The organism is Streptomyces sp. NBC_00557, from assembly GCF_036345995.1.
GTDB lineage: Bacteria > Actinomycetota > Actinomycetes > Streptomycetales > Streptomycetaceae > Streptomyces.
This window is the reverse complement of record NZ_CP107796.1, coordinates 2375872-2387640: the sequence shown is the minus strand read 5'-3', so window position 1 is coordinate 2387640 and position 11769 is coordinate 2375872. Positions and strand designations below refer to the sequence as shown.

The following is an 11769-nucleotide window of genomic DNA, read 5'->3' as shown; positions in this document are numbered from 1 at the left end:
GCCGTTTCCGTCTGCGCAGTTGTTACGCGTCCCGTCTCAGGTGGCCCGGATGGCGGCGATGTCGAACTGCAGGCGGACCTTGTCGCTCACCATGGCCCCGCCCTGGGCCAGCCGGGCGTCGTAGGTCAGGCCCCAGTCCGAGCGGTTGATCGTCGTGGTGCCGTCGAAGCCGACGCGCTCGTCCCCGAACACGTCGGTGACATGGCCGATGTAGGTGAGGTCCAGGTCGACGGGCCGGGTGGTGCCCTTGATCGTCAGGTCTCCGGTCATGCGGTAGACGTCCCTGTCCACGAGCCGTACGGCGGTGCTCGTGAAGGTCATCCGCGGGTGCGCCCCGGCGTCCAGGAACTGCCGCCCGATCACATGGGCGTCGCGCTGCTCGACACCGGTGTCGACGCTGGCGGTGTACAGCACGATGTCGGCGCGGGAGCGGGTGGGCTGACGGCCGTCGAAGTAGAGGCGGCTCTCGTACTCGGTGAACGCGCCCCGCACCGTCGTCACCATCGCGTGCCGCACGGAGAACCCGATCCTGCTGTGCGCGGGATCGATCAGCCACTCGCCGGTGAGATGCGCCAGCTCGGGGTCGGGCAGAACGGCGGTGGCACCGGCCCGCGGGGCGACGGTCGCCACGGGGGCGGCGGACGGCTGTGCACGCCGCTGGAAGGAGTTGCGGCCGAAAAGGTTCATGGCTCGTGGTTACGCCAGGGCAGGTGGCCGGACAAGACCCGACCAGGAAACCCGACCGTTTCCCCGCAGAACTTCACCACGCGCAGCAACGGCGACTGTCCCGTGCCGATTCCGGTGATCACGGCAAGGAGCCCGAGGCGACACGAAAGATACCCAATGCCCGATTAAAGGTATTGACGCCATGACTGCGGCATATGACCATAACCGAAACCAAGAGCGCCGAATCGTCGCCCCGTGGACCGCGCGGCGCTCCCGTCTCGGCCCGAAGGAGGGCGGCAATGAAGACGTTCCGAAGGTGCATGCCGGGCAAGAAATCGGCGGTGGCGGCGATGATCCTGGGGGCGACCCTCTTGATCACCCCGACCGCGACCGCGACCGCGACCGCCGCCACCGACAGCCCGAAGCACCAGACCTCAACCCTCGACCGCTGCGTCCACAGCATGGGCCCGGCCGGCCGCTACTACTACCCGGGGTACGCCAACGTGCCCTGCCTGTAAGCGGGAACGCGGCCCCGCCCCCGTCTCACGATCCGAAGACCACTTGCAGGACGACGCCGAGGAGTCCCAGTCCGGGGAGGGCGGCGACCGCCAGACACCACCAGGAAGCCGCCTTCGCCAGACGCGTTCCGTGCTCCCGCAGAACGAGGAAGGCCAGCAACGCCACGCCGGCCACGACACCGGAATAGAAAAGCGCGGCCACAACTCACCTCCCGGGTCCGTGAGACTCTATCCCGGCCGCCGCCCCTGCCGCGCCCGCCCGAGAGGCACGCGCCGGCTTCTCGCATCAGGCCAGACTCGCGTTCGCGATTCTTCCGAGCCGGCGCTGCATCGTATGTGCGTCGACGGCTTCGGGAGGTGAGCTGGCGTGCTCCCACGATCACGGGTGGATTTCATCCACCCGTCACGACAGGAACGATCACCGCCGCGACCGCCGAAAGCAGCCCTCCCACCGCCAGAACGGCGTTGAACTTCTCCTTCGCGGTGGGGAAGACCGCACGGCTGAAGTCTCCGGCCTTGCTGCGCAGCACCATCATCTTGAGCTTCTGCCAGCGATGCTGGCGGTTCCGGCACCCCATCAAGATGCCGTAGGCGTTGTTGCGGCAGTAGGTCTTCCCGTCCCGGTTCACCGCTCCGCACCAGACCGGTACCTGGAAGGAGGCGTAGGCCGAGACGGCAACCGACAGAGCAACAACGACTGGCAGTGACCACCGTTGGCTCCACGCAACGATGAGAGCCGCAACCGCTATGTATCCCCAGTACATGCGCACCGCTTTCCCCATGGATGCGGAGACTAGGGGCATATGCGCCCAAGAGGCAGACCCGATCCGGCCACGCTCGGCGGCGCGGCTCAGTCAGGACCGGTGACGGCTGCCAAGGACCGTCGGAGCGAATGACGCCCGCAGGTCACCCAAGTGGATCTGCGACACTGGTACCACCATGCCCAAGCCCGGAGAACTCACTTTCGTCGTGCCGCGCGGTGCCAAGAAGCCGCCGCGGCATCTTGCCGATCTCACGCCCGCGGAGCGCAAGGACGCGGTGGCCGAGATCGGTGAGAAGCCGTTTCGTGCCAAGCAGCTCTCGCAGCACTACTTCGCGCGGTACGCGCACGACCCGGAGCAGTGGACGGACATCCCCGCCGGCTCGCGCGAGAAGCTGCGCGAGGCGCTGTTCCCGGAGCTGATGACCGTCGTCCGGCATCTGTCGACCGACCAGGGGGCCACCCGCAAGACGCTGTGGCGGCTGTTCGACGGGACCCTCGTGGAGTCCGTGCTGATGCGGTATCCGGACCGGGTCACCATGTGCATCAGCTCGCAGGCCGGGTGCGGGATGAACTGCCCGTTCTGCGCGACGGGGCAGGCGGGTCTCGACCGGAACCTGTCCACCGCCGAGATCGTCCACCAGATCGTGGACGGGATGCGGGCGCTGCGGGACGGGGAGGTGCCCGGGGGCCCCGCCCGGCTCTCCAACATCGTGTTCATGGGCATGGGCGAGCCGCTCGCCAACTACAAGCGGGTGGTGGGCGCCATCCGGGCGCTCACCGACCCCGCGCCGGACGGGCTCGGGCTCTCGCAGCGCGGGATCACCGTGTCCACCGTCGGGCTCGTGCCGGCCATCCACCGGTTCGCCGACGAGGGCTTCAAGTGCCGGCTCGCGATCTCCCTGCACGCCCCCGACGACGAGCTGCGCGACACCCTCGTCCCCGTCAACACGCGCTGGAAGGTGCGCGAGGTGCTGGACGCCGGGTTCGAGTACGTCGAGAAGTCCGGGCGCCGGCTGTCGATCGAGTACGCGCTGATCCGGGACATCAACGACCAGGCGTGGCGCGGGGACCGGCTCGGGCGGCTGCTCAAGGGCAGGCCCGTGCACGTCAACCTCATCCCGCTGAACCCGACGCCGGGCTCGAAGTGGACCGCCTCGCGCCCCGAGGACGAGAAGGCGTTCGTGGAGGCCATCGCCGCCCATGGTGTGCCGGTGACCGTCCGGGACACCCGGGGACAGGAGATCGACGGGGCCTGTGGTCAGCTGGCGGCCACCGAGCGGTAATCTGGCCACCGTCCCAATCACATCTTCATATCCACCGTCCCAATCACATCTTCATATTCCGACAGGGGAGCGCCACAGCGCTGAGAGTGCGGCGGACAGGGCCGCAGACCCTCTGAACCTCGCCCAGGTCATTCTGGGTAGGAAGTTCGGTCATCACTCAAGCTGTTGCGCCCTGCCCGGATTCTCCGGGCGGGGCCGCGTCTCTTCCTGGCCAACCCCCAGGAGGACAACCAGTGCAGAACAAGACCCTCGTGGCCGTCGCGGTCGGCCTCGGCCTCATCGGCCTGTCCGCGTGCGGGTCGACGGACGCCAAGAGCACCGCCGGCTCCAAGACCGTGACACTGGTCAGCCATGACTCGTGGGCCGTGTCCAAGAACGTGCTCGCCGACTTCGAGAAGAAGACCGGGTACAAGGTCAGGGTCCTCAAGGACGGCGACGCCGGGCAGGCCGTCAACAAGGCGATCCTGACCAAGGACAACCCGCAGGGCGACGTCTTCTTCGGCGTCGACAACACCCTGCTCTCCCGCGCGCTCGACAACGGCCTCTTCCAGCCGTACACCGCCAAGGGCCTGGACAAGGTCGGCGCCGCGTACCGGCTCGACAAGGACAAGCACCGGGTCACGCCGGTCGACTACGGCGACATCTGCGTCAACTACGACAAGAAGTACTTCGCCGATCACCACCTCACCCCGCCGCAGTCCTTCGCCGACCTCGCCAAGCCCCAGTACAAGAACCTCCTCGTCACCGAGAACGCCGCCACCTCCTCGCCCGGGCTCGGCTTCCTGCTCGGCAGCGCGGCGCAGTTCGGTGACAACGGCTGGCAGGGCTACTGGAAGAACCTCAAGGCCAACGGCGTCAAGGTCGTCGACGGCTGGGAGCAGGCCTACTACCAGGAGTTCTCGGGTTCGTCGGAGGGCAAGAAGGCGGGCGGCGACCGGCCGCTCGTCGTGTCGTACGCCTCCTCCCCGCCGGCCGAGGTGATCTACGCCAAGAAGCGGCCCGGCACCGCCCCGACCGGGGTCTCGTACGGCACCTGCTTCCGGCAGATCGAGTTCGCCGGGCTGCTCGGCAACGCCAAGAACCCCGAGGGCGCCAAGGCGTTCATCGACTTCCTGGTCTCCAGGGAGTTCCAGGAGGACATGCCGCTGAACATGTTCGTGTACCCGGTGGTGCAGGGCGCGAAGGTGCCCGCCGAGTTCACCGAGTACGGCAAGGCCGCCCAGCACCCCGAGACCATGGCCCCCGGCAAGATCGCCGCCAACCGTGACCAGTGGGTCAAGTCGTGGACCTCGCTCGTACTGAAGTAGTCCCCCGCACGAGGGACTGGCGCGGGAGCGCGGCGCGGCTGGGGCTGATGGCCCTGCCTGTCGCGTTCTTCGCGCTCTTCTTCGCCTGGCCCGTCGCAGCGATCGTGGCGCGCGGGCTGAAGGCGGACGGCGCCTGGCGGTGGGGGCGGCTCGCGGACGTCGTCACACAGCCGGACATCCGGCACGTGCTGTGGTTCACCACCTGGCAGGCGCTCGCCTCCACGGCGCTCACCCTGCTGCTCGCGCTGCCCGCCGCCTACGTCTTCGCCCGCCTCGACTTCCCGGGCCGGCAGGTGCTGCGGGCGGTGGTCACCGTGCCGTTCGTGCTGCCGACCGTCGTCGCCGGCAGCGCGTTCCTCGCCCTGGTCGGGCACGGGGGGCTGCTCGACGACCTGTGGGGCGTACGGCTGGACACCACGGTGTGGGCCATCCTGCTGGCCCACGTCTTCTTCAACTGCGCCGTCGTGGTACGGACCGTGGGCGGGCTGTGGTCCCAGCTCGACCCCCGGCAGGAGGAGGCCGCCCGCATGCTGGGCGCCTCGCCGCTCGGCGCCTGGCGCAAGGTCACCCTCCCCGCGCTCGCGCCCGCCGTGGCCGCCGCCGCGCTGATGGTGTTCCTGTTCTGCTTCACCTCCTTCGGCATCGTCCAGATCCTCGGCGGCCCCACCTTCTCCACCCTCGAAGTGGAGATCTACCGGCAGACCTCCGAGGTCTTCGACCTGTCCACGGCCGCCGTCCTCACCCTCGTCCAGTTCGCCGCCGTCGGCGCGATCCTCGCCGTGCACGCCTGGACCGTACGGCGCCGGGAGACCGCGCTGCGGCTGGTGGACCCGGCGGTGACCGCCCGCCGGCCGCGCGGCGCCGGGCAGTGGGCGCTGCTCGCCCTCGTCCTCGGCACCGTCGCCCTGCTCCTGGTGCTGCCCCTCGCCGTCCTCGTCCAGCGCTCCCTCGACGCGCCGGGCTTCGGCTACTACCGGGCGCTCACCGACGCCGACGGCGGTACGTTCCTGGTGGCGCCGGTCCACGCGGTGTGGACGTCCCTCCAGTACGCCGTCGCCGCCACGGCCATCGCCGTGGCGATCGGCGGTCTGGCCGCCGCTGCGCTCGCCCGGCGGGACGCCGGACGCCTGGTGCGGGGCTTCGACGCGCTGCTGATGCTGCCGCTCGGGGTCTCCGCCGTGACCGTCGGCTTCGGCTTCCTGATCGCCCTCGACAAGCCGCCGCTGGACCTGCGCCAGTCCTGGCTCCTGGTGCCGCTCGCCCAGGCGCTGGTCGGCGCCCCCTTCGTCGTACGCACGATGCTGCCCGTGCTGCGCGCGGTGGACGTACGGCTGCGGGAGGCGGCCGCTGTGCTCGGGGCTTCACCGTGGCGGGTGTGGCGCGAGGTGGACCTGCCGATGGTGCGCAGGGCGCTGCTGGTCGCGGCCGGGTTCGCGTTCGCCGTCTCGCTCGGCGAGTTCGGGGCGACCGTGTTCATCGCCCGGCCCGACAACCCGACGCTGCCGGTCGCCGTGGCCCGGCTGCTCAGCCGCCCCGGAGACCTCAACTACGGCCAGGCCATGGCCCTTTCGACGATCCTCATGGTGGTGTGCGCCGCCGCGCTGCTGCTGCTTGAGCGGCTGCGCACCGACCGGACGGGGGAGTTCTAGATGCCCGCTGGAGACGACGGGGGAGTTCCGATGCTGCTGAGCCTGGACGCCGCGACCGTGCGCCTCGGCGGGCGGGCCGTGCTGGACGCGGTGGGCCTGGAGGTCGCCGAGCACGAGGTGGTGTGCGTGCTCGGGCCCAGCGGCAGCGGGAAGTCGACCCTGCTGCGGGCGGTCGCCGGACTCCAGCCCCTGTCCGCCGGACGGGTGCTGCTCGACGGCCGGGACCAGGCGGGCGTGCCCGCGCACAAGCGGGGCGTCGGCCTGATGTTCCAGGACCACCAGCTCTTCCCGCAGCGGGACGTCGGCGCGAACGTGGCCTTCGGGCTGCGCATGCACGGCGTGGACCGGGGCGAACGGGACGCCCGGGTCGCCCAGTTGCTGGAGCTGGTCGGGCTGCCCGGAGCCGCCCGGCGGGCCGTGGCCTCCCTCTCCGGCGGTGAGCAGCAGCGCGTGGCCCTCGCCCGCGCGCTGGCTCCCCGCCCCCGGCTGCTGATGCTGGACGAGCCGCTCGGCCAGCTCGACCGCTCGCTGCGCGAACGCCTGGTGGTCGAACTGCGGGAACTGTTCGGCCGGTTGGGCACGACCGTGCTCGCGGTGACGCACGACCAGGGCGAGGCCTTCGCGCTGGCCGACCGGGTGGTGGTGATGCGGGACGGGCGGATCGCGCAGTCCGGTACGCCCCTTGAGGTCTGGCAGCGGCCCGCCGACGCCTTCGTGGCCCGCTTCCTCGGCTTCGACAACGTGGTGGAGGCGACCGTCGCCGGTACGGCCGCCGACAGCCCCTGGGGCAAGCTGCCCGTCCCCGACGGCTCGCCGCAGGGCGCCCGCAGCCTGCTGGTGCGGCCCGCCGGGGTACGGCTGGTGGCCGCCGACGCGGGCCTGCGCTGCACGGTGACGGCGCGCACCTTCAAGGGCACCCATGTGGCCGTCCACCTCCAGCCCGCGGACGCCCCGCGCCTGGAGGCGGCCTGCGCGCTGCGGGACGCGCCCGAGGTCGGCCGGGCCGTGGGCGTGGAGTTCGACGCGACCGAAATCGTCGTGCTCGACTGATCGCCTCCGCCCTAGGGTGGGGCCATGACCTTGCTCACGCATGATCGCTACTGCGACGAAATCGCCCAGCAGGTGGACCGGTTCAGGGCGCTGGTGACCTCGGGCGCCGATCTGTCGGCCACCGTGCCGACCTGCCCGGAGTGGACGCTGGAACGGCTCGTACGGCACATGGGCGGCGCCCTGCGCTGGGCCGCCACGCTGGTGCGGACCCGGGCGCAGGAGATGCTTCCGCGTGAGCAGGTGCCCCTCGGCGAGGGACCTCGGGCCGAGGGCGACGCGGCAGCCCTGGACGCCTGGCTCGCGGAGACCGGCGAGATGATCGTCGGGGCGCTGCGCGAGGCCGGTCCCGAGGCCAAGGTGTGGTCCTGGACGGGCGTGGTCCCCAGCGGGTTCTGGGCCCGCCGGATGACCCACGAGATCACCGTCCACCGCGCGGACGCCGCGCTCACCGTCGGCGCGCCCTACGACGTCGCGCCCGACGTCGCCGCCGACGCGCTGGACGAGTGGCTGGAGATCGCGCAGTTCGTGCAGCGTTCCGGGGCGCGCCCGTGGGCCGCCGAGCTGCGCGGACCCGGCCGGAGCATCCATCTGCACGCCACCGACGCCGCCGCGGAGCTGAACGCGGAGTGGCTGATCGAGCTGGGCGAGGACGGGCTGAGCTGGCGGCGCGGCCACGAGAAGGCGACGGTCGCGCTGCGCGGCCCGCTCACCTCCGTGCTGCTCGCCTTCTACAACCGGCTGCCGCTGGACGCACCCGGCCTGGAGGTCGTCGGCGAGCGCGAGGTGCTGGAGTTCTGGCGGAAGCACGCCACCTTCGGCTGACGTACGACCGCGGCCCGTCCCCTGGGGATAGGGGGACGGGCCGCGGTGGTGTACGGATGCCGAAGGGCGAGGCGTCAGCCGTTGCCGCGCGCTCCACGACGGCGCATGCCGAAGTAGACCGCGCCGCCGCCGACGACGACGAGCGCACCGGCGACGCCGGCGATCAGGCCGGTGTTGGAGTTGGCACCGGTCTCGGCGAGGTTGGAGTCACCGGCCGCCGGGGACGGCGCGTTGCTCGGCGCGCTCGCCGGGGCGGAGCTGGACGCGGAGGCCGACGGGGCCGGGGTCGCCGACTCCGCCGGGGCGGACTTCGACGGCTTCGGCTTCGGCTTCGAGGGAGCCGTCGGGGTCGGGCTGTCGGTCGTGCAGGCGGTGGACGCGGTCACCAGGCTGGGCTTGATGTCCTCGTCGACGAGGTTGGCCGCCTTGATGTGCACGCGATAGGTCGCGCTCGGCTTCCAGTCCTCCGGGAAGGTGACAGGAGTGCCCTGGGCAGAGCCCTTGACCTCCTGCTCGCCCACCTTGGTCTCGACGCCGCTGCTGCCCTCGAGGAACACGGAGACGTGCGCCGGGGTGCCGGAGGCGTCGGTGTCGGTGACGACGATGACGCCCTTGCCGCCCTCGCACTTGGCTTCGGCCTTGAAGTCACGGATGTTGCAGGCCAGCGCGGAGCTGGAGACACCCAGCACGATCGCGGCCGAGGCGGAGGCGACACCCAGAATGCGCACGGAACGACGTGCGCCACGGTGAGTTATGGACAACGCTTGTCCTTTACAGTGTGCAACTGCGGGGGGTTGAGGAGGAGTTGAGGCACCGAACGAGACGCGTGCCCCACCACCCCCAAGAGACTCCCAGGTCTATAAGCGCTTCATAAGCAGTGTCAATGCATATGCCGCCAACGGCCGTTGGCTTTACCCGCTTATTACCCGCAGATACGTTTGACCGTGTCGACACGCCCCGTTCAAGCCTCCTGACGGAGCGTCAGCCCTGCATCATCGCCGGGTCCATCCAGACGACCTCCCAGGTGTGGCCGTCGAGGTCGTCGAAGGAGCGGCCGTACATGAAGCCGTGGTCCTGGGGCTCGCCGCTCGGCGTGGCGCCCAGGGCGAGGGCCCTGTCCACCAGTTCGTCCGCCTTCTCGCGGCTCTCGGCGCTCAGCGCGATCAGCACCTCGCTGGTCGTCCTGGCGTCGGCGATCTCCTTCTTGGTGAAGGTCGCGTAGAACGGCTTGGTCAGCAGCATCGCGACGATGGTGTCGCTGATCACCACGGAGGCGGCGTTGTCGTTGCTGAACTGCGGGTTGATCGTGTAGCCCAGCTCCGTGAAGAACTTCTTCGAGGCGTCGAGGTCGCTCACGGCCAGGTTCACGAAGATCATCTGCTGGTACATGGGGCCCTCCCGGGGCGGTCCGTGCCGTACGGCGGTGTGTTCGGTTGGTTGGACCGGGAACCCCGGGAGAACTCATCGGCCGCCGGCGGTCTTTTTCCGCGGGCGGGCGGTCAGCGCTCCACGGGGAGGGCCGCCAGGGCGGCGACGGCCAGGGTGAGCGGGCCGAAGAGGGCCACCAGGGCCGCCGCGCGGAGGGCCGCCGCCGCGCGCAGCATCGTGGCGGGCGCGCCGAGCCGGAGCAGCGCGGCCGTCGTCTCCGCCCGGCACTGGCGGGTCTCCACGGCCGCGGTGAGCAGGGTGGCGACCGTGCAGCCGGACACGAGCAGCGCGCCGAGGACGGCCAGCGGGCCGAACGCGGGCGCCGAACCGGTGTGGAGCGTGGTCATCGCGTAGCCGGCGGAGGCCACCGCGCACACGACGCCGAGGGGGCGGCCGATGCGGGTGGCCTCCGCCATGAGGACCCGTCCGGCGAGCAGGCGGAGGGCGCCGGGGCGGGTGCACTGCAGCAGGAGGCCGCACAGATGGGTGAGGCCGGGTCCGGCGAGGACGAGCCCGGCGGCGGTCAGCAGCCGGCCGAGCAGGACGGCGATGTCCGCGTGGCCGGCGTAGGCCTGGACGGCGAGACCGGTGGCCAGCAGGCTGATGCCCCAGGGCAGGCCGGCGGGGGCGCCCTTGGGGGGCTGGGCGCCGTCCGTCCACGCGGTGGCCGGCGTCTGCGGCTCGAGGCCGGTGGTGTCGCCCGGCGCCGCCGGGGTGCCGTCGGGGTCCGCCGTCTCCGTCGCCGTGGCGGCGCGGCCGAGGCCGGTGGCACCGCCCGGCGCCGCCTGGGTGCCGTCGGCGTCCGCCGTCCTCGTCGCCCCGGCGGCACGGCCGCCGCCCGCGGGTCCGGGACCGGGCTGCTCCCCGTCGCCGGCTTTCTCGTGCGCGTCGGGCGGGCTTCCGGCCCCCGGCCGCAGCCGCGCCCCGAACCTGCCGTACGCCCCGAACGTCTCCCGGGCCGCCGCGTAGCCGTACGCGCCGAAGCGGCCGTACCTGCGCAGCGGCGGGGCGGCGGGGCGCGGGTCCCTGGGGCGCAGGGCGAGGGCCACCGTGGCCGAGGCGGCGGCCGGGACCAGCAGCAGCAGGGTCAGGGTGGCCGGCACCGGCAGGTGCGCGTCCACGGCCAGGAAGTCCGCCGCCGCGCCGCCGAACGGCACGCCGGTGAGGTCGCCGCGCAGGCCGAGGAAGACCAGCAGGGCCAGCAGCGAGCCCAGGGTGCAGCACAGTGCGGTGGTGAGGGCCGAGATCGCCATCATGCGGGCCGGGCCGAGGCCCAGCGCGGACAGTCCCGTGCGCGGCCGGGTGGCGGGGTCGGTGCGGGCGACGGCGAGCGCGAAGTACACCGTGGCGGCGAGCGGCACCGTGCACCAGGCGAGCCGCAGCGCGGCGGCGTCCGCGGCCTCGGGGTGGTTCAGGGCGTAGCCGAAGCAGGACAGCAGGAGGAACCCGGTGCCCGCCGAGGCCACGGTCACCAGCAGCCGGCGCAGCTGGACGGCGGGCCGGGCCGCACGGGTCAGACGTAGAGCGACCACGCGGCCCGGCCTTCCGTCTCGGGGGTCTCCGGCAGGTGCACGGTGCTGACGCGCCGGCCGTCCAGCAGGCAGACGGTGCTGTCGGCGAGGGCGGCGGTGTCGGGGTCGTGGGTGGCGAGGACCACGGTGATGCCGTGCGAGCGGGCGGCCGTGGTGAGGGTGCGCAGCACGTGGGTGCGGTCGGCCCGGTGCAGCGGGGCCGTGGGCTCGTCGGCGAAGAGGACCGTGGGGGTCGTGGCCAGGGCCCGGGCGATGGCCACGCGCTGGCGCTCGGCCTGCTGCAGCTCGTGCGGGCGGTTGCGGGCCCTGTCGCCGACGTCGAGGCGTTCCAGCCACTCCAGTGCGGCGACCTTGGCCCTGCGGCGGCCGGCGCCGCGCAGCATCAGGGGCAGCGCGGCGTTCTCCCAGACGTTCAGCTCGGGCACCAGGACCGGCTGGGTGTCGATCCAGGCGAACCGCTCCCGGCGCAGCCGCTCGCGGCGCATCGGGCCGAGGGTGTGCAGGGGGGAGCTGTTGAACCACACCTCGCCCTCGCGCACCGGCACCAGGCCGGACAGGCAGCGCAGCAGGGTGGTCTTGCCGCTGCCGCGCGGGCCGGTGACGGCGAGGATCTCGCTCGCGCGCACACCGAGCGAGACCCCTTTGAGTCCGGGGGAGCCGTCGGGGTGGCTGAAGTGCAGGGAGCGTGCCCAGAGCACGTCGTTGTCCGGCGGGGCCTCGGCCTCCATGGCGTACACCTCGGTTCTGATCC

Annotated in this window: 13 protein-coding genes; 6 read left to right on the top strand and 7 right to left on the bottom strand. The window is 71.8% G+C overall.

Going from position 1 to position 11769, the window contains the following annotated elements:
• Positions 1–36: 36 nt before the first annotated feature.
• Positions 37–687, bottom strand: a complete 651-nt coding sequence (locus OG956_RS09720) for a YceI family protein (RefSeq protein ID WP_330337556.1) — start codon at positions 685–687, stop codon at positions 37–39.
• Between the two features lie 278 nt (positions 688–965).
• On the opposite strand from OG956_RS09720, the gene OG956_RS09715 reads away from it, so the two are divergent.
• On the top strand, positions 966–1184 hold the full coding sequence (locus OG956_RS09715) for a hypothetical protein (RefSeq protein WP_330337555.1): 219 nt from the start codon (positions 966–968) through the stop codon (positions 1182–1184).
• Between the two features lie 25 nt (positions 1185–1209).
• Here the strand turns inward: OG956_RS09715 and OG956_RS09710 are convergent, their stop codons facing one another.
• A complete protein-coding gene (locus tag OG956_RS09710) occupies positions 1210–1386 on the bottom strand; it encodes a hypothetical protein (protein ID WP_330337554.1) in 177 nt (58 codons plus the stop codon).
• 190 nt (positions 1387–1576) lie between these two features.
• A complete protein-coding gene (locus OG956_RS09705; RefSeq protein ID WP_330337553.1) occupies positions 1577–1966 on the bottom strand; it encodes a hypothetical protein in 390 nt (129 codons plus the stop codon).
• 157 nt (positions 1967–2123) lie between these two features.
• Between OG956_RS09705 and rlmN the strand changes: the two genes are divergently transcribed.
• From rlmN to OG956_RS09680, 5 genes are all read left to right on the top strand, one after another.
• Entirely contained in the window at positions 2124–3230 is a 1107-nt protein-coding gene (gene rlmN, locus OG956_RS09700; protein ID WP_330337552.1) for a 23S rRNA (adenine(2503)-C(2))-methyltransferase RlmN, read from the top strand.
• Between the two features lie 233 nt (positions 3231–3463).
• Complete coding sequence (locus OG956_RS09695) at positions 3464–4537, top strand: thiamine ABC transporter substrate-binding protein (RefSeq protein ID WP_330337551.1); 1074 nt, start codon at positions 3464–3466, stop codon at positions 4535–4537.
• Positions 4538–4584: 47 nt separating this feature from the next.
• On the top strand, positions 4585–6186 hold the full coding sequence (locus OG956_RS09690) for an ABC transporter permease (RefSeq protein ID WP_330337550.1): 1602 nt from the start codon (positions 4585–4587) through the stop codon (positions 6184–6186).
• Between the two features lie 30 nt (positions 6187–6216).
• On the top strand, positions 6217–7236 hold the full coding sequence (locus OG956_RS09685; protein ID WP_330342790.1) for an ABC transporter ATP-binding protein: 1020 nt from the start codon (positions 6217–6219) through the stop codon (positions 7234–7236).
• 24 nt (positions 7237–7260) lie between these two features.
• Complete coding sequence (locus tag OG956_RS09680) at positions 7261–8058, top strand: maleylpyruvate isomerase family mycothiol-dependent enzyme (protein ID WP_330337549.1); 798 nt, start codon at positions 7261–7263, stop codon at positions 8056–8058.
• 74 nt (positions 8059–8132) lie between these two features.
• On the opposite strand, the gene OG956_RS09675 is transcribed toward OG956_RS09680, so the two are convergent.
• From OG956_RS09675 to OG956_RS09660, 4 genes are all read right to left on the bottom strand, one after another.
• The gene (locus tag OG956_RS09675) at positions 8133–8786 is read right to left on the bottom strand and encodes an LAETG motif-containing sortase-dependent surface protein (protein WP_330337548.1); all 654 of its coding nucleotides are present in this window, start codon (positions 8784–8786) and stop codon (positions 8133–8135) included.
• Between the two features lie 253 nt (positions 8787–9039).
• Entirely contained in the window at positions 9040–9447 is a 408-nt protein-coding gene (locus OG956_RS09670) for a VOC family protein (RefSeq protein ID WP_330337547.1), read from the bottom strand.
• A 110-nt stretch (positions 9448–9557) separates the two neighbouring features.
• A complete protein-coding gene (locus OG956_RS09665; protein WP_330337546.1) occupies positions 9558–11018 on the bottom strand; it encodes a hypothetical protein in 1461 nt (486 codons plus the stop codon).
• Positions 11000–11746: an ABC transporter ATP-binding protein gene (locus OG956_RS09660; protein ID WP_330337545.1), complete on the bottom strand. Its 747-nt coding sequence runs from the start codon at positions 11744–11746 to the stop codon at positions 11000–11002. The genes OG956_RS09665 and OG956_RS09660 overlap by 19 nt, the downstream gene beginning before the upstream one ends.
• Positions 11747–11769 lie beyond the last annotated feature (23 nt).